Origin of the sequence: Streptomyces sp. T39, assembly GCF_008042045.1 — a bacterium.
GTDB lineage: Bacteria > Actinomycetota > Actinomycetes > Streptomycetales > Streptomycetaceae > Streptomyces.
Map to the genome: position 1 here is coordinate 171,981 of NZ_RDBP01000054.1, position 22,671 is coordinate 194,651.

The following is a 22,671-nucleotide window of genomic DNA, read 5'->3' on the forward strand; positions in this document are numbered from 1 at the left end:
GATGTGCGGCACCGGCCGATGGTGCGGCCGGACCCCCACATCCCGACAGGAGATCCTGTGCCGACCTCCCCCCTGCGCCGCTTCGCCGGTGCCGCCCTGTCCGCGGTGCTCGTCACCGGCGCCCTGGCCGCGGCGGCGCCGTCCGCCGGCGCCGCGGCCGACGCCCCGGTCCCGCGGCTGAAGGTGCTCACGTACAACGCGTTCCTGTTCAGCCGGACGCTCTACCCCAACTGGGGCCAGGACCACCGGGCCGCCGAGATCCCCCGGGCGCCGTTCTTCCAGGGCAACGACGTGGTCGTGCTCCAGGAGGCGTTCGACAACTCCGCGTCGGAGGCGCTGGCCCGCAACGCGTCGGCCCAGTACCCCCACCGGACACCGGTGATGGGCCGCTCCACGAGCGGGTGGGACGCGACCGGCGGCGCGTACTCGGCTCTGACGCCGGAGGACGGCGGTGTGGCGGTCCTCAGCGCGTGGCCGATCGTGCGCAAGGAGCAGTACGTCTACAAGGACGCCTGCGGATCCGACTGGTACTCCAACAAGGGCTTCGTGTACGCGGTGCTCGAGGTGAACGGCAGCCGGGTGCACGTCGTCGGGACGCACGCGCAGTCGACCGACCCGGGATGCGGGGCCGGCGAGGCGGCAGCGGTGCGCTCCCGTCAGTTCCGGGCGATGGACGCCTTCCTGGACGGCAAGCGCATCCCCTCGTCCGAACAGGTGATCGTGGCGGGTGACTTCAACGTCGACACCCGCACGCCCGAGTACGCTTCGATGCTCGCCGACGCGGGTCTCGCCGGCGCCGACGCGCGGACGGGGCATCCGTACTCGTTCGACACCCGGGACAACTCGATCGCGGCGGACCGCTACCCGGACGATCCGCGCGAGGACCTGGACCATGTGCTGCACCGCGCCGGGCACGCGCGGCCGGCCGGCTGGACCAATGAGGTGATCAAGGCCCCGAGCGCGCCCTGGTCGGTGTCCAGCTGGGGCACCACCTCTACGTACACGGACTTCAGCGACCACTACCCGGTGACCGCCTCGGCGCGATAGGCGCCCGGGGGCCGTGTCCGGCGCACCGGCCGTCCGGCCCTCGCGGGCGGGGCGGGGGCGTGCGCCGGACACGCCCGGCCGGGCGGCACCCTTGTGTGACTGTCAGGGCCATGTCACATTGAGTCCGCACTCCGGACTGGTCCAGTCCACATCGCCCCCACCCAGGGCGATCCCCCCACGGACTCGTACGAAGGAGAAGCCCCCATGAGACGCACCTCCCGTGCGCGCATCTGCCTTCCCGCCCTGCTCGCCCTGACCGCCGTCGGCCTCGGCAGCCACGCGTCGGCCGCCGAACCGGAGCCCTCCGCCGGGGCCCCGGCACCCGGGGTGTCGGCGACCGCCGCCCAGTACGCCCTGCACACCTCGCTCGCCCGCGGCCTCGGCGACCGCACCGCCGGCTCCTACCTCGACGCGGCGAGCGGCGAGCTCGTGGTGACCGTGACGGACGCCGCCGCGGCGGCAGCGGTCCGCGACAGCGGCGCCCGTGCCGAGATCGTCGACCGCTCCCTGGCCGACCTGCGCTCCACCATGGACACCCTGGAGAGCCGGGCGAAGATCACCGGGACCTCGTGGGGCATCGACCCGAGGACCAACCAGGTGTCCGTGGAGGCCGACCGGTCCGTGTCGGCGCGCGACATGGCCAGGCTGCGCAAGGTCGCCGCCGGTCTCGGCGACAGCGTGCGGATCACCCGCGTGCCGGGGACCTTCACCAAGGAGGTCGCGGGCGGCGACGCGATCTACGGCGGCGGGTACCGCTGCTCGGCCGCGTTCAACGTGTCCAAGGGCACGGCGCGTTACTTCCTCACCGCCGGGCACTGCACCAACGCGGCGAGCAGCTGGTCGGCGACCTCCGGCGGCCCGTCCGTCGGCACCCGTGAGGGCACCAGCTTCCCCACCAACGACTACGGTCTCGTCCGCTACACGGACGGCTCGCAGCCGGCGGGCGACGTGAACCTCTGGAACGGCAGCCGCCAGGACATCACCTCGGCTGCCGACGCCGTCGTGGGGCAGGCCATCCGCAAGTCCGGCTCCACCACCAGGATCACCAGCGGAACGGTCACCGCCGTGAACGTCACGGTGAACTACAGCGAGGGCCCCGTCTACAACCTCGTCCGCACGACGGCCTGTTCCGCGGGCGGCGACAGCGGCGGCGCCCACTTCGCCGGCACGACCGCTCTGGGCATCCACTCGGGCAGCTCCGGCTGCTCCGGCACCAGCGGCTCCGCGCTGCACCAGCCGGTCCGCGAGGCGCTGAGCGCCTACGGGGTGGCCGTCTACTGAGGCCGGCCGCACGCGCACGGCACGACGGGGCCGGGGGTGCGACCGCGACGGGGCACCCCCACCCCTGCACGGACCCGCGGCCGGTCCGGGGCGCGGTGACCCGCCCCGGACCGGCCGTCGTCACGCCTCGGCCAGCAGGGGGTCGTACGGGCTCGAACGACGGCGGGCCGCCATGAAGGAGAGGAAGTCCCGCACGAAGGCGGCCCGGTCGTACGTGCCGCCGGCGCCCGCCGTGTCCCGGCGGAAGCCGGTGCGGAACAGCGCCCGGTACTCGGCGGCGTCGATGGTCCCGTCACCGTCCCTGTCCGTGACCGCGAACAGGACCTCGGCGACGCGGATCAGGGCGGGGCCGGCCAGGGCGGGTACGGCCGCCGCGTACTCCCCGGCGCTCACCCGGCCGTCGCCGTCCGTGTCCAGCGCGCTCTGGAGCTCGCGCCACCAGTCGGCGAAGGCCTGGTAGAGCGCCGTCTCGTCGGGCTCGTCCAGATCGAGGCGGGTGGACAGTTCGCGGGCCATCGCCGCGAGGTCCGGCCAGTCCAGATACCCGTCGCCGGTCTGGTCCAGCACCTGCCGGAAGAACTCCTCGGCCGACCGACGGCTTTCACCACCCCCCGCCCCGTGAGCGGCCCCGGTCCCTGCAGCGGTGCCCGGACCGGAGCCGGGAGCGGTGCCCGTCGCCGCGAACGGGCCGATCAGACGCAGCAGCGCCGCCGCCCGTCGCATCCGCTCCTGCAGGGCGCCGACGGCCTGCGCCCGGGGGTCGTCGCTCCCGGACGAGACGGAGAGGAGCTCCACGAGGCTCTCCGCACGGAGCCAGCCGGCGGGCAGGAGGGCGGCCAGCCCGGCGGCGACGTAGGCGCCCTGCATCAGCGTGCGGGCGCCCGGCATCTCCGGCAGTCCGGCCCTCCGCCGGTACGGCTCCGGCAGCGAGGCCACGGTGATCGCCCCCAGGACGGGACCGGCGACGGCCCGGCCGGCCGCCCACAGCGTGGGCATGCCCTGGAGCAGCGGCGGGGCGGGCAGCCGGTCGAACAGCCGGTACAGGATGATGCGGGCGGCCTCCGTGTTCTCCAGCTCCTCGGCGACGACGCGGTCGAAGTACCGCCAGAAGCCCGGCAGGTCGTCGGGGAGATGTCCGGCGTCCGTGTCGAGCGCGGCGAGGAAGGCCCGGAATTCGGCGTAGAGCCGCTCCATCGTGTCCTGGTCCATCGGCCGGCCGCTCATCCGGAACATGGTGACGGTGCTCTCGAAGAGGGTCGCCACCACCCACGCCCGCACCTCGGGGTCCATGGCGTCGTAGGGCCGGCCGCGGCCGTCGGTGCCGTCGAGGCGAGCGTGCAGCCGGTTGAGACGGGCGGCCTCCCTGCGCCGTACGTCCTCGTCGGCGCCGAACATGCGGCGCAGGCTGGTGAGGGTGTTCCGCAGCCTCCGCCAGGGGTGGGCGACGAAGGTGGAGTTGTCGGCGAGCGCGGCTCCGACCTGCGGGTGGGCGGCCTCCAGCACGGTCGCCCGGACGACGGCCAGCGCCCACCGGGGGTCGTCGAAGAGCGCGTGGAAATGCGAGCCCGGCCCGAAGAGGGGCGAACCCTCGCCCCCGGCACCGGAGCGGTGGTCATCGGGGCCCGCGGGCGGGGACGCGTCAGGGGCGGCCTCGTCGTGGCCTGGTGACATCACGGTGCTCCGTTCGGCTGGGACGGGACGCCGCCGAAACGGCGGTCGCGTCGCTGGTACGTGTGCAGGCATTCGAGGAAGTGCGAGGCGCGGAAGTCCGGCCACAGGACCTGCGGGAAGACCCACTCGGCGTAGGCGACCTGCCAGAGCATGAAGTTGGAGATGCGCTGCTCGCCGGAGGTGCGGATCACGAGGTCCACGTCGGGGGTGTCGGGGAACGGGAGATGCGCCGCGAAGGTCTCCTCGGTCACGTCGTCGGCGCGCGCGCCGCCGCGGATCAGCGACCTGGCGGCCTCGACGATGTCCCGCCGGCCCCCGTGGTCGAACGCCACCGTGAGGGTCATGCCCCGGTTGCCCTCGGTGAGGGTGGTGAGGTCCCTGAAGTCCTGGGCCAGCTCCCTCGGCACGCGCTCGTCCGTGACCCCGAGGAACCGGCAGCGCACCCCCCGCGCGAGCAGCAGGGGGGCGTGCTTGCGCACGACGCCGCGGACCAGGCGCATCAGGAAGTCGACCTCCGACGGGGGACGGCTCCAGTTCTCGGTGGAGAAGGCGTACAGGCTCAGCCACCGGACCCCGGACGACCTCGCCGCCTCGATGACGTCGATCACCGTGGTCTCCGCGGCCCGGTGCCCCGCGGTGCGGGGCAGCGAACGGCGCGCGGCCCAGCGGCCGTTGCCGTCCATCACACAGGCGACGTGACGCGGAACGGCCGACGGCGGCCCGTTCCGCGGCCCCGCGTCGGCGCCGGCCGTCACCCCGTCGTGCGTCATGCCCCCACCCCTGTGCCCGTCGCCCGTCGTTCCCCGGGCGCCACGCGACCGGCCCGGCACGCCAGGGCGTTCCGAGCGATCACTGCGAGGAGTGTGGCAGCGCCACGAGGGGCCCCGGGCCGCATCGGGATCCCCGTCACCCATGGCTCACCAGTGCGACCGGGGCAACGGCGCTCAGTCGCCGTGGTCGTACACCGTGACCTCGACGCCACGGGCCGTCAGCCGGGCGGCTGTCAGCGGCTCGACACGCGACCACCTGCCCCCGGCGAGGCCGCACCCGATCCGCGGCATGTGCACCGAGGCACCCAGTTCGAGCGCCTTGACGCCCACCGCGTCGAGGGCGCTGTCGATCGCCTCGTAGCGGACGGGGACGCCTCTGCTGCCGGTCCTCGTGCCCCGCTGGCCGATCATGTTGGCCACCCACAACCGGCTGCCGACCCGGACGAACTGTGCCGCGCCCAGGGCGAAGTCGTTGCCCGCGCGCTCCCGGTGCCAGCGCCGGTACTCCGCCTCGGGCCCGGGCCAGCGGCGGGAGAGGGCGAGGACGAAGCCCTTGCCCCATCCGCCCAGGTCGTTGCAGACGTGCGCGATCAGTTTGACGCCCTTGCCCTGCGGCGCGGTGGCGTCGCCCCGGACATATGCGATCTCGGCCATGGCACCACCGTACGATCAGCCACTGACATGCCGTCCCGGCTTTCACAGCGATGGTGAGACAGCAATACTGTTGTACAGCGCAGTATGTGGCGGTCGGGAGAGGGAGTGCCATGGCGGACGTGACCGAGGAGGCGGCGTATACCGTCGACGAGCTGGCCGCGCGCGCAGGGGTGACGGTGCGGACCATCCGTTTCTACGGCACCCGCGGCCTGCTGCCGCCACCGGTGATCGGCCCGCGCAGGGTCGGACACTACGGGCGGGACCATCTTTCCCGGCTGGCGCTGATCGAGGAACTCCAGCACCAGGGCATGACCCTCGCCGCCATCGAGCGCTACCTGGAGCAGCTTCCCGCCGACCTGAGCGCACAGGACCTGGCGATCCACCGGGCCCTGGTGGCGACCTGGGCCCCCGAGTCGCCCGAGCCGGTCACCCGGGCGGAACTGGAGCGCAGGGCGGGGCGGACGCTGTCGGACGAGGACGTGGAGCGGCTCGCCGCCATGGGGGTGCTGGACGCCGGTGCCGACGGCGGGTACCTGCTCGACGGGTCGCTGCTGCGGCTCGGGGCCGAACTGCTGGACGTGCCCATCGCGCACGAGACGATCCTCGCCTCCCGCACCGTGCTGCTGGAGCACGCCCGTTCGGCCGCGCAGGAACTGTCGCGCCTGTTCCGCGACGAGGTGTGGGGGCCCTACCGGGAGCGGGATCCGGAGCATGCGACGGCGGCGATGAAGTCGCTCTCCGCCCATATGCAGCCGATCGTCGTGCAGGCCCTGGTGACGGCGTTCCAGAGGTCGCTGCGGGAGGAACTGCGGGGCGCGCTCGGCGCCGGCGGGCGGTAAATGCGTTGTCCGGCGCGGTGCGATGGGTGAGGCTGCGGGCATGTCCCTCCATGCAGCCGGCACCGCGCACTCGGTGCACGCCCTCTTCTCCAACGGCCGTCTGACGGCGATCCCGCGCAGGGCCGCCCGCCGCGAGCAGCTGCTCGGGCACCTGGCCGAGACCCTGTTCGCGTCCGGCCGCGACTACACCGAGCGGGAGGTCAACGAGGCGCTGCTGACGGTGCACGACGACTGCGCCGCGCTGCGCCGCTACCTGGTGGTCGGGGGGCAGCTGGTCCGGACGAGGGACGGCGGCAGCTACCGGCGGAGCCGGTGACCGCCGCCGTCCCGTGCGGCGTCACGCGTCGGTGAAGACCTCTCCCCGCTCGGCCTTGGCCACCAGCAGCGCCGGGGGCAGGAACCGGTCGCCGTAGCGCTCGGCCAGTTCGCGGGCGCGGGCTACGAAGCCGGGCAGCCCGCCCTCGTAGCCGTTGACGTACTGGAGCACGCCGCCGGTCCAGGCGGGGAATCCGATGCCCATGATGGAGCCGATGTTGGCGTCGGCGACCGTGGTCAGGACGTTCTCCTCCAGGCAGCGGACGGTGTCCAGCGCCTCGGAGAAGAGCATCCGCTCCTGCATGTCCTCGAACGGGATGTCCGTGCCCGGCCGGGTGAAGTGCTCGCGCAGGCCCGGCCACAGGCCGGCCCGCCGGCCGTCCTCGTCGTAGTCGTAGAAGCCGGCGCCGCCGGACCGCCCGGTGCGCCCGAACTCGTCGACCATCCGGTCGATGACGGCGTCGGACGGGTGCCCCGGCCAGGTGCCGCCGGCCTCCTCGACCGCCCGCTTGGTCTCGTTGCGGATCTTGCGCGGCAGGGTGAGGGTGAGTTCGTCCATCAGGCTGAGGACCTTGGCCGGATAGCCGGCCTGGGCGGCGGCCTGTTCGACGGAGACGGGGTCGGCGCCCTCGCCGACCATCGCCACGCCCTCGTTGATGAACTGGCCGATGACGCGGGAGGTGAAGAAGCCGCGGGAGTCGTTGACGACGATCGGGGTCTTGTTGATCCGCCGCACCAGGTCGAAGGCGCGGGCGAGCGCCTCGTCGCCGGTCCGTTCGCCCCGGATGATCTCCACCAGCGGCATCTTGTCGACCGGCGAGAAAAAGTGCAGGCCGATGAAGTCGTCCTGCCGCGAGACGCCTTCGGCGAGGGTGGTGATCGGCAGGGTGGAGGTGTTGGAGCACAGCAGGGCGTCGGGTTCGACGACGTCCTGGATCTCCTGGAACACCTTGTGCTTGAGGGCGGTGTCCTCGAAGACCGCCTCGATGACGACGTCGCAGCCGGCCAGGTCGGCGGCGTCGGAGGTGGGCGTGATCCGGGCGAGCAGCGCGTCGGCCTTCTCCTGCGTGGTGCGGCCCCGGGAGACGGCCTTGGCGCACAGCTTCTCGGAGTAGGCCCGGCCCTTGGCGGCGGCCTCGGGCGTCACGTCCTTGAGGACGACCTCGATGCCGGCGCGGGCGCAGGAGTAGGCGATGCCGGCGCCCATCATCCCGGCGCCGAGGACGGCGACCCTGCGCACCGTGCGGGGCTCGATCCCCTGCGGGCGGCTGGCGCCGGAGTTGACGGCCTGGAGGTCGAAGAAGAACGCCTGGATCATGTTCTTGGCGGTCTGCCCGGTGACCAGCTCGGTGAAGTAGCGCGCCTCGATGACCTGGGCGGTCTCGAAGTCGACCTGGGAGCCCTCGACGGCCGCCGCCAGGATGTTGCGCGGGGCCGGGTAGGGGGCACCGGCGGTCTGCTTCTTCAGGTTGGCGGGGAAGGCCGGGAGGTTGGCGGCGAACTTGGGGTTCGACGGGGTGCCGCCGGGGATCCGGTAGCCCTTGACGTCCCACGGCTGGCGGGACTCCGGGTTGGCGTCGATGAAGGCGCGGGCCCTGGCGAGCATCTCCTCCGGGGTGGCGGCCAGTTCGTGGACGAGGCCGTTCTCCACGGCGCGGCGCGGGGTGTACTGGGTGCCCTGGAGCAGCACCTTCAGCAGGGCGTCGGCGATGCCCATGAGGCGGACGGTGCGGGTCACGCCGCCGCCCGCGGGGAGCAGGCCGAGGGTGACCTCGGGCAGGCCGATCTTGGAACCGGGCGCGTCGAGCGCGATGCGGTGGTGGCAGGCGAGGGCGATCTCGTAACCGCCGCCCAGGGCAGCGCCGTTGATGGCCGCGACGACGGGCTTGCCGAGCGTCTCGATCCGGCGCAGGGCGCGCTTGATGCCCATGCCGGCGTCGAAGACGAACTGGGCGTCCTCCGGCCCTGCCTTGATCATGTCCTTGAGGTCCCCGCCGGCGAAGAAGGTCTTCTTGGCGGAGGTGAAGATGATGCCGCGGATGGACTCCTGCTCGGCCTCGGCCCTCTCGGCGACGGCCGCGATCGACTCCTTGAACGCCTGGTTCATGGTGTTCGCGGACTGGGCGGGGTCGTCGAGGACGAGGGTGACGATGCCGGTCTCGTCCTGTTCCCAGCGGATGGTGGTGGACTCGCTCATGGTGGTGGCTGCTCCGATACGCGGAAGGGGCGGAAGAGGACGGGAGTCAGAGACGCTCGACGACGGTGGCGATGCCCATGCCGCCGCCCACGCACAGGGTGGCGAGGCCGTACCGCTTGTCCTGGCGCTCCAGTTCGTCGACGAGGGTGCCGAGGATCATCGCGCCGGTGGCGCCGAGGGGGTGGCCCAGGGCGATGGCGCCGCCGTTGACGTTGACCTTGTCCAGCGACAGCCCCATGTCCGCCGCGAAGCGGAGCACCACGCCGGCGAAGGCCTCGTTGATCTCGACGAGGTCGATGTCGTCGATGGTCAGCCCGGCGCGCTTCAGCGCCTTGCGGGTGGCCGGCGCGGGGCCGGTGAGCATGATGGTCGGCTCGGATCCGGAGACGGCCGCCGAGACGATCCGGGCGCGCGGGGTGAGGCCGTAGCGGTCCCCGACCTCCTTGCTGCCGATGGCGACGAGGGCGGCCCCGTCGACGATCCCGGAGGAGTTGCCCGCGTGGTGGACGTGGTCGATCCGCTCCACCCAGTGGTACTTCTGGAGCGCGACGGCGTCGAAGCCGCCGAGGTCGCCGATGCCGGCGAAGGACGGCTTGAGGGCGGCGAGCGAGTCCGCCGTGGTGCCCGGGCGCATGTGCTCGTCGTGGTCGAGGACGACCAGGCCGTTGCGGTCGCGGACGGGGACGACGGACCGGTCGAAACGGCCGTCCTTCCACGCGGCGGCGGCCCGCTCCTGCGACAGGGCCGCGTACTCGTCGACGTCCCGGCGCGACCAGCCGCCGAGCGTGGCGATCAGGTCCGCACCGATGCCCTGCGGGACGAAGCCGGTCTCGTGGTTGGTCATCGGGTCGGCGAACCAGGCACCGCCGTCGGAGGCCATGGGGACGCGGGACATCGACTCGACGCCGCCGGCCAGCACGAGGTCCTCCCAGCCGGAGCGGACCTTCATCGCGGCCATGTTGACGGCTTCCAGACCGGAGGCGCAGAAGCGGTTCTCCTGGACTCCGGCAACGGTGTCGGGCAGCCCGGCGGCGATGGCCGCGATGCGGGCGATGTCCGAGCCCTGGTCGCCGACCGGGCCGACGACGCCGAGGACGATGTCGTCGATCGCGGCCGGGTCGAGGCCGGGGAAGCGGCGCTCGATCTCGTGGATCAGGCCGACGACGAGGTCGATCGGCTTGGTGCCGTGCAGGGCGCCGTTGGCCTTGCCGCGTCCGCGCGGGGTGCGGATCGCGTCGTACACGTACGCTTCGGTGCTCACCTTGTCAGCCTTTCGGGGAGGGTTAGCCGAGCAGGGAGCGACCGATGATCTCCTTCATGATCTCGGTCGTCCCGCCGTAGATGGTCTGGATGCGTCCGTCGGTGAAGGCCCGGGCGACGCGGTACTCGTTCATGTAGCCGTACCCGCCGTGGAGCTGGAGGCAGCGGTCGGCGGCGCGCTTCTGGAGCTCGGTGGCCCACCACTTCGCCATCGAGGCGTGCACGGCGTCCAGTTCGCCCCTGGCGTGGTCGGCGATGCAGCGGTCGAGGAAGGCGCGGGTGACGGCGCACTCGGTGGCCAGCTCCGCGATCTCGAAGCGGATGTGCTGGAGCCGGGCCAGCGGCCGCCCGAACGCCTCGCGCTCCTTCACGTACGCGGTGGTGATCTCCAGCAGGTGCTCGGCCGCGGCGATGCCGGCGACCGCGATCGCCATCCGCTCCTGGGCGAGGTTGGTCATCAGGTGGATGAACGCGCCGTCGAGCTCGCCGAGCAGGTTCTCCTTGGGGACGCGGACGTCGTGGAAGAAGAGTTCGGCGGTGTCCTGCGACTTCTGGCCGATCTTGTCGAGGTTGCGGCCGCGTTCGAAGCCCTCGGCGCCGCGTTCGACGACGAGCAGCGACAGGCCGTGGGCGCCGCCCTCGGGGGTGGTCTTCGCCACGACGACCACCAGGTCGGCCAGGATGCCGTTGGAGATGAACGTCTTGGAGCCGTTGAGCACCCAGTGGTCGCCGCGGTCCTCGGCGGTGGTGCGGATGCCCTGGAGGTCGGAGCCGGCGCCCGGCTCGGTCATGGCGATGGCCGTGATGATCTCGCCGCTGCAGAAGCCGGGCAGCCAGCGCCGCTTCTGCTCCTCGGTGCCGAGCGAGGTGAGGTACGGGCCGATGATGTCGTTGTGCAGGCCGACGGCGAGCCCGGGGGTGCCGGCCCGGGTGAACTCCTCGTGCAGCACGGCGGCGTAGCGGAAGTCGTCGTTGCCGCCGCCGCCGTACTCCTCGGGCACGGCGAGGCCCAGCAGGCCCTGGCGGCCCGCCGCGAGCCACGCCTCGCGGCTGACGATGCCGTCCTTCTCCCACTGCTCGTAGTGCGGCAGCACCTCCTTGGTGAGGAAGGTGCGCACGGTCTCGCGGAACGCCTCGTGCTCCTCGGYGARGATCTTCGCGGTCTCGTCGTACCCCGGGTCCCCGCCCGTGACCTCGGTGAACACGCGGCGGCCGCCGCCCTCGCCGACGAAGCGGACCGAGAACCAGCTGCGCGCCCGGCGGGCGGTGTCCGGGCCGGTGCCGGGCTCGTAGCGGGAGATGAGCCAGCGGCGGGCGGCTTCGGCATCGTCATCATGGACGCCTGGGGGATGACCGAGACCACCGGTGTGGCCACCAGCAACAGCCCCCGGGCGGGCTTCCGGCTCGGCTCGGTGGGACGTCCGGTGGAGTCGGTGGAGGTCCGGGTCGCCGAGGACGGCGAGATCCTGGTGCGGGGCTCGTCCGTCTTCTCCGGCTACCTCCAGCCGGACGGCGCTACGGGGACCGGGCCGCCTCCGGGACGGCACCCCGCCACCGGGGCCGCACGCATCCGGGCCGGCGGCGGGACGGACGCCCGGCTCAGTCCTGGTAGAGCCCGGCCAGCGCCTCGGCGTACTTGTCCCGGATGACCCGGCGCCGCATCTTCAGCGACGGCGTCAGCTCGCCCGTGGCCGGGCCCCACTCCTCGGTCAGCAGCTCGTACCGCTTGACCTGCTCGGTGTGGTTGAGGCGGGTGTTGGCGGCGGCGACCGCCCGGGCCACCTCCGCCCGGACGGCGGGGTGCCGCGCCAGCGCGGCCGGTCCGCCCTGCGCCTCCACACCGTTGGCGGCGGCCCAGGCGGGGGCCGCCTCCGCGTCGAGCACCAGCAGGGCGACCAGATAGGAGCGGTTGTCGCCGTGCACCATCGCCTGGCCGATCAGCGGGTGCGCCTTGAGCGCGTTCTCCACCAGCGCCGGCGAGACGTTCTTGCCGGTGGAGGTGATGATCATCTCCTTCTTCCGGTCGGTGAGCCAGAGGTAGCCGTCCTCGTCCATCCGGCCGATGTCGCCGGTGGCCAGCCAGCCGTCGGCGTCCAGGGCGGACCGCACCGAGCCGTCCGGCTGGAGGTAGCCGGAGAAGACGGACGAGCCCCGCACCAGGATCTCGCCGTCCTCGGCGACCCGGACCTCCACCGACTCCACCGGACGTCCCACCGAGCCGAGCCGGAAGCCCGCCCGGGGGCTGTTGCTGGTGGCCACACCGGTGGTCTCGGTCATCCCCCAGGCGTCCATGATGACGATGCCGAAGCCGGCCCAGAACCTCACCACGTCGACGGACATCGGCGCCGACGCACTGGCCGACCAGGTCACACGGTCCAGGCCGCCCGCGGCCAGCATGGGCAGCAGCACGTCCTGGCGGACCCGGGCGTAGTCCTTCTCCAGCTCGGCGGGCGGTGTCTCGCCCCGCTCCCGGTGGCCGACGTGCTCACGGGCGACCTCGAACGCCTGGTCGATGACGGCCCGCTGCTCGGCGGGCATCAGCGAGAGGACGCCCCGCACCGCGGCGGACAGCTTCTCCCAGATCCTCGGCACACCGAAGAACTGCGCGGGACGCACCTTGCGCACCACGGCGGCGACGCCCGTCGGGTCGGCGCAGAGGTAGACGTGGGAGGCCCGGTGGCAGGGCAGGTAGATGCCCAGCATCCGCTCGGCGATGTGGGCGAAGGGCAGATAGCAGATGTGCTCGACGTGCTCGGGCAGCTCCACCACGGCGTCCAGCGCCAGGGCGTTGGCCATCACCTGGCGATGGGTCAGGACGACGCCCTTGGGTTCGCCGCTGGTGCCGGAGGTGTAGACGACGGTCAGCGGGTCCTCGGGACGGGCGGTGTCCAGTTCCGCGGCGAACTCCTCCGGCACCGGTTCGCCGAGCAGGGCGGCATACGGAAGGTGGCTGCCCTCCGCGCCCGTCTCGGCCACCACCAGGCGCTCCAGCGGGGTGCCGGCGTCCGCCAGCAGGGGCTCCCAGACCGCCACCTGCGCCGCTCCCTCCACCACGGCGAGGCGGGCCCGGCAGTTGCGGGCGATATGGGTGATCTGCTCGGGGGCCGAGGTGCCGTAGACGCTGACCGGGACCGCGCCGATGCGGACCAGTGCCAGGTCGGTCAGCCAGTGCTCGGGCCGGTTGGACATCATCAGCAGGACGTGGTCGCCGCGGCCGACGCCGAGTGCTCTGCAGCCGGCGGCGAGGCGGCGGGTGCGCTCGTGGATCTCCGCCCAGCTGAGCGTCGTCCAGTCGCCGTCCGGGTCCTCCGACTGCCAGGACAGGCCGGGGAGTCCGGGGTACTCGCGGGCGTTTCGGGCCAGCAGCTGCGGCAGCGTCCGGTCGGCCGGGGAGTCGGGCAGGTCGCCGCCGGGGCGGGGTGCTGATGTCATCGGGTCMTCCTTGCGGGCGGAAGGGAACGTCCGGGGACACCGGGCGGAGGGAGAACCCCTGCGGCGTGCCCGGTGGGGCCGGGGTGTGGCGTGGGGCGGGCCGCCCGTGGCACGGGGCCCCCGGGCAAGGGCGGCCCGGCCCACGGGAACCGGTCGGTGCTCAGGAGGTGCGGGGCCGCCGGGGACGTCGGGCCGCGCCCCGCACCCGGAGCGGATCAGGAGTCGGTGAAGGTCTCGCCCCGCTCGGCCTTGGCCACCAGCAGCGCCGGGGGCCGGAACCGGTCGCCGTGGCGCTCGGCCAGCTCATGCGCACGGGCGACGAAGCCGGGCAGCCCGCCGTCGTAGCCGTTGATGTACTGCAGCACGCCGCCCGTCCACGGCGGGAAACCGATGCCGAGGAGCGAGCCGACGTTGGCGTCGGCCACCGAGACCAGGACGCCCTCCTCCAGGCAGCGCACCGAGTCCAGGGCCTCGGCGAAGAGCATCCGCTCCGCCGCCTCGGTGAGGTCGGCGGGCTGCTTCGCCGGATCCGTGAAGTGCTCGCGCAGCCCGGGCCAGAGACCGGTGCGCCTGCCGTCGGCGTAGTCGTAGAAGCCCGCGCCGCCGGACCGGCCGGGGCGGCCGAACTCGTCGATCATGCGGTCCACCACCGCGTCCGCGGGGTGCGGCTGCCAGTCGCCGCCCGCGGCCTCGACGGCGCGGCGGGTCTCCTCGCGGATCCTGCGCGGCAGGGTGAGGGTGAGTTCGTCCATCAGGCTGAGGACCTTGGCCGGATAGCCGGCCTGGGCGGCGGCCTGTTCGACGGAGGCCGGGTCGATGCCCTCGCCGACCATCGCCACGCCCTCGTCGATGAAGCGGCCGATGACGCGGGAGGTGAAGAAGCCGCGCGCGTCGTTGACCACGATCGGCGTCTTGCCGATCTGCCGCACCAGGTCGAAGGCCCGCGCGAGCGCCTCGTCCCCCGACTTCTCGCCCTTGACGATCTCCACCAGCGGCATCTTGTCGACCGGCGAGAAGAAGTGCAGGCCGATGAAGTCGTCCTGGCGTTCCACGCCCTCGGCGAGGGCGGTGATGGGCAGGGTGGAGGTGTTGGAGCACAGCAGCGCGTCAGGGGCGACGACGTGCTGGATCTCCTGGAACACCTTGTGCTTGAGGGCGGTGTCCTCGAAGACCGCCTCGATGACGGCGTCGCAGCCGGCCAGGTCCGCCGCGTCGGCGGTGGGCGTGATCCGGGCCAGCAGGGTGTCCGCCTCTTCCTGCGTCATGCCGCCTCGGGAGACGGCCTTGGCGCACAGCTTCTCGGAGTAGGCCCGGCCCTTGGCGGCGGCCTCGGGCGTCACGTCCTTGAGGACGACCTCGATGCCGGCGCGGGCGCAGGACCAGGCGATGCCGGCGCCCATCATCCCGGCGCCGAGGACGGCGACCCTGCGCACCGTGCGGGGCTCGATCCCCTGCGGGCGGCCGGCGCCGGAGTTGACGGCCTGGAGGTCGAAGAAGAACGCCTGGATCATGTTCTTGGCGATCTGCCCGGTGACCAGGTCGGTCAGATACCGCGCTTCCACCGCGAAGGCGGTGTCCACGTCGACCTGGGAGCCCTCCACGGCCGCCGCGAGGATGTTCCGCGGCGCCGGAGCGGGCGCCCCGCCGGTCCTCTTCTTCAGCAGTGCGGGGAGGGCGGGGAGCTGAGCGGCCAGCTGCGGGTGCGAGGGGGTGCCGCCGGGGATGCGGTAGCCGGGGGCGTCCCAGGGCTGTGCGGACTGCGGGTGGGCGTCGACGAACGCCCGTGCCCTGGCGAGGAGATCGGCCGGGTCGGCGGCGATCTCGTCGACGAGGCCGGCGTCCAGCGCGCGTGCCGGTCCGTACCGGGTGCCTTCCAGGAGGACCTTCCGCAGGGCGTCCGCCACGCCGAGCATACGGACGGTGCGGGTCACTCCGCCGCCGCCCGGCAGCAGGCCCAGCGTGACTTCGGGGAGCCCGACGCGGGCGGCCGGGCTGTCCAGCACCACCCGGTGGTGACAGGCCAGGGCGATCTCGTAACCGCCGCCCAGCGCGGCGCCGTTGATCGCCGCGACCACGGGCCTGCCCAGCGTCTCCAGGACACGCAGCGAGCGCTTGACACGCATCCCGGCCTCGAAGGCGGCGCCGGCGGTCCCGGGGGTGACGGACTTCAGGTCGTGCAGGTCGCCGCCGGCGAAGAAGCTCTTCTTGGCGGAGGTGACGATGACGCCCCGGACGGTGTCGCCGCGTTCGGCCAGCCGCGCCGCGACGGCGTCCAGCGAGTCGATGAACGCGGCGTTCATGGTGTTGGCGGACTGGTCCGGATCGTCGAGGACGAGGGTGACGACATGGTCGTCGGACTCTTCCCAGCGGATGGTGGAGGGTCCCGCGGTGGTGTCCATGGCTGGTGTCTCCCGTTGAGGTGAACGGCTGCGGAGGGGCGGGACGGTCAGAGGCGTTCGACGACGGTGGCGATGCCCATGCCGCCGCCCACGCACAGGGTGGCGAGGCCGTACCGCTTGCCCTGGCGCTCCAGTTCGTCGACGAGGGTGCCGAGGATCATCGCGCCGGTGGCGCCGAGGGGGTGGCCCAGGGCGATGGCGCCGCCGTTGACGTTGACCTTGTCCAGCGACAGCCCCATGTCCTTCACATAGCGCAGGACGACGGCGGCGAAGGCTTCGTTGATCTCGACGAGGTCGATGTCGTCGACGGTCAGCCGGGCTTTGGCGAGCGCCTTGCGGGAGGCGGGGGCGGGGCCGGTGAGCATGATGGTCGGCTCGGATCCGGAGACGGCCGCCGAGACGATCCGGGCGCGCGGGGTGAGGCCGTGGCGCTCGCCGGCCTCCTTGCTGCCGATGGCGACGAGGGCGGCGCCGTCGACGATCCCGGAGGAGTTGCCCGCGTGGTGGACGTGGTCGATCCGCTCCACCCAGTGGTACTTCTGGAGCGCGACGGCGTCGAAGCCGCCGAGGTCGCCGATGCCGGCGAAGGACGGCTTGAGGGCGGCGAGCGAGTCCGCCGTGGTGCCCGGGCGCATGTGCTCGTCGTGGTCGAGGACGACCAGGCCGTTGCGGTCGCGGACGGGGACGACGGACCGGTCGAAACGGCCGTCCTTCCAGGCGGCGGCGGCCCGCTCCTGCGACAGGGCCGCGTACTCGTCGACGTCCCGGCGCGACCAGCCGCCGAGCGTGGCGATCAGGTCCGCGCCGACGCCCTGCGGGACGAAGCCGGTCTCGTGGTTGGTCATCGGGTCGAGGGCCCAGGCACCGCCGTCGCTGCCCATCGGCACCCGGGACATGGACTCGACGCCGCCGGCCAGCACGAGGTCCTCCCAGCCGGAGCGGACCTTCATCGCGGCCATGTTGACGGCCTCCAGACCGGAGGCGCAGAAGCGGTTCTCCTGCACGCCGGCCACCGTCTCCGGCAGACCCGCGAGGATCGCGGCGGTGCGGGCGATGTCCGAGCCCTGGTCGCCCAGCGGGCTGACCACACCGAGGACGATGTCGTCGATCGCGGCCGGGTCGAGGCCGGGGAAGCGGCGCTCGATCTCGTGGATCAGGCCGACGACGAGGTCGATCGGCTTGGTGCCGTGCAGGGCGCCGTTGGCCTTGCCGCGTCCGCGCGGGGTGCGGATCGCGTCGTACACGTACGCTTCGGTGCTCACCTTGGGGTGCCTTCCGTGTCGGGTGTGGGGCGGCCTCGGAGGCGGCACGGGTGCCGTCGCCGGAACCGGCCGGGGAATCAGCCGAGCAGCGAGCGGCCGACGATCTCCTTCATGATTTCGGTGGTGCCGCCGTAGATGGTCTGGACGCGGCTGTCGAGGAACGCCCGGGCGACCCGGTACTCGCTCATGTAGCCGTAGCCGCCGTGGAGTTGCAGACACCGGTCGACGATCCGCTTCTGGAGTTCGGTGGCCCACCACTTGGCCATCGAGGCGTGCACGGCGTCCAGTTCGCCCCTGGCGTGGTCGGCGACGCAGCGGTCCAGGAACGTCCGGGTGACCGCCGTCTCGGTGGCCATCTCGGCGATCTCGAAGCGGATGTGCTGGAGCCCGGCCAGCGGCCGCCCGAACGCCTCGCGCTCCTTCACGTACGCGGTGGTGACGTCCAGGATCTCCTCGGCCGCGGCGGCCGCGCCCACCGCGATGGCGAGCCGTTCCTGCGCGAGGTTGCCCATGAGGCAGGTGAAGGCCCCGTTCACCTCGCCGAGCAGGTTCTCCTTGGGGACACGGACGTCGTGGAAGAACAACTCGGCCGTGTCCTGCGCCTTCTGGCCGATCTTGTCGAGGTTGCGGCCGCGTTCGAAGCCCTCCGCGCCGCGTTCGACGACGAGCAGCGACAGGCCGTGGGCGCCGCCCTCGGGGGTGGTCCTCGCCACGACGACCACCAGGTCGGCGAGGATGCCGTTGGAGATGAAGGTCTTCGCACCGTTGAGCAGGTAGTGGTCGCCGCGGTCCTCGGCCGTGGTGCGGATGCCCTGCAGGTCGGAACCGGCGCCCGGTTCCGTCATGGCGATGGCGGTGACGATGTCGCCGGAGACGAAGCCGGGCAGCCAGCGGCGCTTCTGCTCCTCGTCGGCGAGCCGGGTGAGATACGGCCCGACGATGTCGTTGTGCAGGCTCAGGGCCAGTCCGGAGGCTCCGGCGCGGGCGAACTCCTCGATGAGGACGGCGCTGTACCGGAAGTCCCCGGTCCCGCCGCCGCCGTACTCCTCGGCGACGGCCATGCCGAGCAGGCCCTGGCGCCCCGCCGAGCGCCACACCTCGCGGTCGACGACGCCGGCCTTCTCCCAGCGGTCGTGGTGCGGGGCCACCTCCTTGGCGAGGAAGGTCCGCACCGTTTCGCGGAAGGCCTCGTGGTCGGGGCCGTACAGGTCTCGGCGCAGGGTCACAGCCAGCTCCTCACGAGTTCGACCAGCCGGGCGGGATCGGGCCCGACGGGAGTGACGTTGAGCATGGTCACGCCCGCCTCGCGGAAGACCTCCACGCGGTCGCGGACGTAACCCTCGGGGCCGGCGAGGCAGAGGCGCTCCAGCAGTTCGGCCGGGACGGCGGCCTCCGCGTCCTTCCTGCGGCCCGCGAGGTAGTGCTCCTGGACGGCGGCCGCGGCGGACTCGTAGCCGTAGGCGCAGACCAGGTCGTGGTAGAAGTTGCGGCCGGGCGCCCCCATGCCGCCGACGTAGAGGGCGACGGTGGGGCGCATCAGGTCGCGGACGGCCTCGGCGTCGTCGCCGACGGCCAGCAGGCCGCCGGCCACGACCGAGAGCGGCCCGAGCGCGGGGTCGCGCCGTGCGGCGCCCTCGGCCAGTGACGTGCCCCAGACGTCGGCGGCGTGTTCGGGGACGTAGAGGAACGGCAGCCATCCGTCGGCGATCTCCGCGGTCATCCGGACGTTGGCCGGGCCGAGCGCCGCGACGTAGACGGGGACGGCGTCGCGGACCGGGTGGTTCAGCAGCTTCAGCGGCTTGCCGAGGGTGCCGCCCTTCTCGGGCGGCAGGGGCAGGTCGGTGATGCCGTGGTGCTCGATCACCTCGCGCCGCAGGATCCGCCGGGACAGCTCGATCACCTCCCGGGTACGGCCCAGCGGACGGTCGTAGCGGCGGCCGTGCCAGCCCTCGACGACCTGGGGTCCGGAGGCGCCGACGCCGAGGAGGGCGCGGCCGCCGGTGAGGGCGTCGAGTCCGGCGGCGGTCTGGGCTATCAGCGCGGGGGTGCGCGAGTAGACGTTGAGGATGGCCGAGCCGATCCGCATGCGCTCGGTCTTCGCCGCGAGGTATCCCATGATCGTCGGGGAGTCGAAGCCGTACGCCTCGGCGACCCAGACGGCGTCGAGGCCGGCGGCTTCCAGGGCGGCGGCCCCGTCGGCGGCGGCGCGTGGATCGCCGGCGTACGTCAGGGGTGAGGAGAGTTCCATCAGCAGTGGTCCTTCAGCAGTTCGGGCACGCCCCAGTCGCGGGCCACGTCGGGCGTGTGCGCGCCGGGGACGGCCGGCGGGAGCCGGAGCGTGCCGGGGGTGCCGGAGAAGCGGGGGGCGTGCCCGAACTGCTGAAGGTCAGGGCGCCCGGTGTGGCGGAGAAGCGGGGGGCGGGTGCGGGCTGGGTGACCCCGCCGTGGTCGACGAAGGTCGAACGGGCCGCCAGATGCGGGTGGCCGGGCGCCTCGCGCAGCGAGAGCACGGGCGCGACACAGGCGTCGGTGCCTTCGAAGACGGCCGTCCACTCGGCGCGGGTGCGGGCCTTGAAACGGGCGGCGACGGCCTCGCGGAGTTCGTCCCAGCGGTCGAAGTCCTTGCGCGCGGGCACCTCGTCGGCGATGCCGAGCAGGGTGATGAACTCGTCGTAGAACTTCTGCTCCAGCGCGCCGACCGCCATGTACGCGCCGTCGGCCGTCTCGTAGGTGCCGTAGAAGGGGCAGCCGCCGTCGAGGAGGTTCGCGCCGCGGCGGTCCTGCCAGCCGCCGGCGGCCATCATGCCGTGGATCATCGTGGTCAGATGGGCCGCGCCGTCGACGATGGCGGCGTCGACGACCTGGCCCCGACCGCCCTCGGCGCGGGCGTGCTGGAGGGCGGCGAGGACCCCGATGACGAGGTAGAGCGAGCCGCCCGCGTAGTCGCCGACCAGGTTGGCCGGCACCGCGGGCGGCTCGTCCGCCGTGCCGATCATGGAGAGGGTGCCGGTCAGGGCGATGTAGCCGATGTCGTGTCCGGCCCGCTGGGCGAGAGGGCCCTCCTGGCCCCAGCCGGTCATCCGCCCGTAGACCAGGCGCGGATTGCGGGCGAGGCAGTCGTCGGGGCCGACGCCGAGGCGTTCGGCGACGCCCGGCCGGTAGCCCTCGACGAGGATGTCGGCCTTCTCCACCAGGGCGAGGGTGCGGGCCCTGCCCTCGTCGGTCTTGAGGTCGAGCAGTACGGAGCGCTTGCCCCGGTTGGTGAGGTCGCGGGCGGGGTCGATGCCGAGCCCCGCGCCGCCGGGACGGTCGACGCGCACGACGTCCGCTCCCAGGTCGGCCAGGAGCATGGCGGCGAACGGGCCGGGCCCGATGCCCGCCAGTTCGACCACACGCACCCCGGCCAGCGGACCGTTCCCTGACGCTGTCATCCAGCCCCCAGCAGTGTGACACAACTGATGTAACACCAGTGATGGTAAGAACGCGTTCCACTCCGCACAAGGGTTTCGGCCGAGCAAGCGCTTAGCTCTTGGACTCTGCCAGGTTACCGATGGGGAACACGTCTTCTGCAGGGCGGCGCGGCGCGCTAGCCTCGGCCACCGGCATGGACACGGCACAGCAGGCGGAGGAGCCATTGAACAGCCAGAACGGGACCGGCCGCGCGGAGCGCCCGTACGACATCGTGCTCTTCGGCGCGACGGGCTTCGTCGGCGTGCTCACCGCCGAGTACCTGGCGGGCAACGCGCCCCCCGGCTGCCGCTGGGCCGTCGCCGGGCGCAGCGCGGCGAAGCTGGAGCGGCTGCGGGAGCGGCTGACCGCGATCGACCCGGGGTGCGCCGAGCTGCCCCTGATCGTCGCCGACGCCTCCGACCAGGACGCGCTGCGCGAACTCGCCCGCTCCACCCGGGCCCTCGCCACGACCGTCGGCCCCTACGTCTGGTACGGCGAGCCGCTCGTCGCCGCCTGCGCGGAGGCCGGCACGCACTACGCCGACCTCACCGGTGAACCGGAGTTCGTGGACGCGATGTTCGTCCGCCACGACGCACGCGCCCGGGAGACCGGGGCCCGCCTCGTGCACGCCTGCGGCTTCGACTCGGTCCCCCACGACCTGGGCGCGTACTGGACCGTCCAGCAGCTCCCCGAAGGCGTACCGCTGCGGATCGACGGCTTCGTGCGCTCCAACGCGATGTTCTCCGGCGGCACCTTCGCCTCCGCGCTGACCGCGATGGGGCGGGGCCCGCAGACGCTGCGCGCCGCGCGGGAACGACGGCTGCACGAACCGCGCCTGGTGGGCCGGCGGGCGAGCGCCCCGGTCGGCACGCCCCGCTTCAGCCGGGAGACCGGCGCCTGGGCGATCCCGCTGCCCACCATCGACGGCCAGGTCGTCGCCCGGTCCGCACGGGCGCTGGACCGCTACGGACCGGACTTCCGCTACCGCCACTACGCCGCGGTGCGCACGCTCCCGATGGCACTGGGCGGCCCCGCGTTCGTGGGCGCCGGCCTCGCCCTGGCCCAGATCCCGGCCGCCCGCCGCTGGCTCATCTCCCGCTACGAGCCCGGCACCGGCCCGGACACCGCCCGCCGGGCGCGCAGCTGGTTCTCGGTCCGCTTCGTCGGCGAGGGCGGCGGCCGCCGCGTGTTCACCGAGGTCACGGGCGGGGACCCGGGGTACGACGAGACCGCGAAGATCCTCGCCGAGTCCGTGCTGAGTCTCGCCTTCGACGATCTGCCGCCGCGTTCGGGCCAGTTGACGCCGGTGGTCGCGATGGGCGACGCCCTGCTCGCGCGTCTGCGCGAGGCGGGGATGGGCTTCCGGGTGGCGCACACGGGGTGAGGCCCTCCGGGGGCTCCGTGCCCCGGAGGGCCTCACCCGGCACGGGGACGGCCCCCGGGACGGGGCCGCCCCCGGCGTCAGGGCCGCCCGCGGCGCCCGATGCCCCGTCGCGGTGAGCGGGCCGGCTCGTCGAGCGGTGCGGGACCGCTCACGGCGGGCGCCGCGGCGGGGGCGACGGCGGGCACCCCGTCCGTGGCGGTCCCCGCGGCCGCAAGGTCGCCGTGGCGACGGCGCCAGTAGGGGTTGTCGTGCGACAGGCCGCCGGAGACGCGCCCGTACATCCCGAACGTCATGATCACGAGGCCCATGACGAAGCTGAACAGCACGTTCGTCATGCCGAAGTCGAGGAAGTTCCCCGAGCGGTCGAGTGCGAACACGTGGTAGAAGCCGCTCAGCACGAACAGCACTCCGACGGTCATGTTCACGGTCGAGGCCACGTTGCCCCCGATCAGACCGCCCACGATCAGGGCCGCTCCCACGACCGTGGACAGGACGCTGAGCGCGACATTGGTGGTCATGCCGGCGATCGTGTCGCCGGAGGTCGAGAAGGGGCTGAGGGCGTCGGCGAAGCCGAGGCAGCCGAACACGATGAGCACGACGCCGCAGAGCACCGCTCCGTACCGGTACACGGTCGCCAGACGGTGGTCGACCGGAAGCTCGTCTCGCAGTTTCATGACCCGTTTTCGCGGGGTTCCGCCCCGTCGGATGCG

At 73.0% G+C, this 22,671-nt stretch carries 17 protein-coding genes and 2 pseudogenes; 6 read left to right on the forward strand and 13 right to left on the reverse strand.

What is annotated here, in order from left to right; all coding sequences use genetic code 11:
* Positions 1–18: 18 nt before the first annotated feature.
* Both sph and EAO77_RS33050 read left to right on the forward strand, forming a co-directional pair.
* Entirely contained in the window at positions 19–1,047 is a 1,029-nt protein-coding gene (gene sph, locus EAO77_RS33045) for a sphingomyelin phosphodiesterase (RefSeq protein ID WP_147992001.1), read from the forward strand.
* 204 nt (positions 1,048–1,251) lie between these two features.
* Positions 1,252–2,328: a S1 family peptidase gene (locus EAO77_RS33050; RefSeq protein WP_147992002.1), complete on the forward strand. Its 1,077-nt coding sequence runs from the start codon at positions 1,252–1,254 to the stop codon at positions 2,326–2,328.
* 120 nt (positions 2,329–2,448) lie between these two features.
* Here the strand turns inward: EAO77_RS33050 and EAO77_RS33055 are convergent, their stop codons facing one another.
* The 3 genes from EAO77_RS33055 to EAO77_RS33065 all read right to left on the reverse strand — a co-directional run bounded on the left by EAO77_RS33055 (position 2,449) and on the right by EAO77_RS33065 (position 5,423).
* Positions 2,449–3,999: an oxygenase MpaB family protein gene (locus EAO77_RS33055; RefSeq protein ID WP_147992003.1), complete on the reverse strand. Its 1,551-nt coding sequence runs from the start codon at positions 3,997–3,999 to the stop codon at positions 2,449–2,451.
* Complete coding sequence (gene uppS, locus EAO77_RS33060) at positions 3,999–4,769, reverse strand: polyprenyl diphosphate synthase (protein ID WP_147992004.1); 771 nt, start codon at positions 4,767–4,769, stop codon at positions 3,999–4,001. Before uppS ends, EAO77_RS33055 begins: the two co-directional genes overlap by 1 nt.
* Before the next feature lie 174 nt (positions 4,770–4,943).
* Positions 4,944–5,423 carry a macro domain-containing protein gene (locus EAO77_RS33065; RefSeq protein WP_147992005.1) on the reverse strand — a complete coding sequence of 160 codons (480 nt, stop codon included), beginning with the start codon at positions 5,421–5,423 and terminating at the stop codon, positions 4,944–4,946.
* 110 nt (positions 5,424–5,533) lie between these two features.
* On the opposite strand from EAO77_RS33065, the gene EAO77_RS33070 reads away from it, so the two are divergent.
* On the forward strand, positions 5,534–6,262 hold the full coding sequence (locus EAO77_RS33070; protein WP_147992006.1) for a MerR family transcriptional regulator: 729 nt from the start codon (positions 5,534–5,536) through the stop codon (positions 6,260–6,262).
* Between the two features lie 40 nt (positions 6,263–6,302).
* Complete coding sequence (locus tag EAO77_RS33075) at positions 6,303–6,578, forward strand: DUF2087 domain-containing protein (RefSeq protein ID WP_147992007.1); 276 nt, start codon at positions 6,303–6,305, stop codon at positions 6,576–6,578.
* Between the two features lie 21 nt (positions 6,579–6,599).
* Here EAO77_RS33075 and EAO77_RS33080 read toward each other — a convergent pair whose 3' ends face one another.
* The 3 genes from EAO77_RS33080 to EAO77_RS33090 are packed head-to-tail and all read right to left on the reverse strand — an operon-like array spanning position 6,600 to position 11,239.
* Positions 6,600–8,774: a 3-hydroxyacyl-CoA dehydrogenase NAD-binding domain-containing protein gene (locus tag EAO77_RS33080; RefSeq protein WP_147992008.1), complete on the reverse strand. Its 2,175-nt coding sequence runs from the start codon at positions 8,772–8,774 to the stop codon at positions 6,600–6,602.
* A 46-nt stretch (positions 8,775–8,820) separates the two neighbouring features.
* Positions 8,821–10,035 (reverse strand): acetyl-CoA C-acetyltransferase, encoded by a 1,215-nt coding sequence (locus EAO77_RS33085; RefSeq protein ID WP_147992009.1) that lies wholly within the window; start codon positions 10,033–10,035, stop codon positions 8,821–8,823.
* Positions 10,036–10,057: 22 nt separating this feature from the next.
* Complete coding sequence (locus EAO77_RS33090; protein ID WP_410088745.1) at positions 10,058–11,239, reverse strand: acyl-CoA dehydrogenase family protein; 1,182 nt, start codon at positions 11,237–11,239, stop codon at positions 10,058–10,060.
* A gap of 111 nt (positions 11,240–11,350) precedes the next feature.
* On the opposite strand from EAO77_RS33090, the pseudogene EAO77_RS33095 reads away from it, so the two are divergent.
* Positions 11,351–11,593 (forward strand): annotated as a pseudogene (locus EAO77_RS33095) (AMP-binding protein); the annotation flags it as partial.
* A 40-nt stretch (positions 11,594–11,633) separates the two neighbouring features.
* Here EAO77_RS33095 and EAO77_RS33100 read toward each other — a convergent pair.
* From EAO77_RS33100 to EAO77_RS33125, 6 genes and pseudogenes are all read right to left on the reverse strand, one after another.
* On the reverse strand, positions 11,634–13,466 hold the full coding sequence (locus EAO77_RS33100) for an AMP-dependent synthetase/ligase (RefSeq protein ID WP_147992010.1): 1,833 nt from the start codon (positions 13,464–13,466) through the stop codon (positions 11,634–11,636).
* Between the two features lie 215 nt (positions 13,467–13,681).
* The gene (locus EAO77_RS33105; RefSeq protein WP_147992011.1) at positions 13,682–15,865 is read right to left on the reverse strand and encodes a 3-hydroxyacyl-CoA dehydrogenase NAD-binding domain-containing protein; all 2,184 of its coding nucleotides are present in this window, start codon (positions 15,863–15,865) and stop codon (positions 13,682–13,684) included.
* A gap of 47 nt (positions 15,866–15,912) precedes the next feature.
* Positions 15,913–17,127 carry an acetyl-CoA C-acetyltransferase gene (locus tag EAO77_RS33110; RefSeq protein WP_147992012.1) on the reverse strand — a complete coding sequence of 405 codons (1,215 nt, stop codon included), beginning with the start codon at positions 17,125–17,127 and terminating at the stop codon, positions 15,913–15,915.
* Between the two features lie 77 nt (positions 17,128–17,204).
* On the reverse strand, positions 17,205–18,353 hold the full coding sequence (locus tag EAO77_RS33115; protein ID WP_147992013.1) for an acyl-CoA dehydrogenase family protein: 1,149 nt from the start codon (positions 18,351–18,353) through the stop codon (positions 17,205–17,207).
* A complete protein-coding gene (locus EAO77_RS33120) occupies positions 18,350–19,375 on the reverse strand; it encodes an LLM class F420-dependent oxidoreductase (protein WP_147992014.1) in 1,026 nt (341 codons plus the stop codon). The genes EAO77_RS33115 and EAO77_RS33120 overlap by 4 nt, the downstream gene beginning before the upstream one ends.
* Positions 19,375–20,558: pseudogene (locus tag EAO77_RS33125) on the reverse strand (CaiB/BaiF CoA transferase family protein). The gene EAO77_RS33120 and the pseudogene EAO77_RS33125 overlap by 1 nt, the downstream one beginning before the upstream one ends.
* Before the next feature lie 203 nt (positions 20,559–20,761).
* Here EAO77_RS33125 and EAO77_RS33130 point away from each other — a divergent pair.
* The gene (locus EAO77_RS33130) at positions 20,762–21,961 is read left to right on the forward strand and encodes a saccharopine dehydrogenase family protein (RefSeq protein WP_147992077.1); all 1,200 of its coding nucleotides are present in this window, start codon (positions 20,762–20,764) and stop codon (positions 21,959–21,961) included.
* 77 nt (positions 21,962–22,038) lie between these two features.
* Here EAO77_RS33130 and EAO77_RS33135 read toward each other — a convergent pair whose 3' ends face one another.
* A complete protein-coding gene (locus EAO77_RS33135; protein WP_147992015.1) occupies positions 22,039–22,635 on the reverse strand; it encodes a DUF4383 domain-containing protein in 597 nt (198 codons plus the stop codon).
* Between the last annotated feature and the right edge of the window lie 36 nt (positions 22,636–22,671).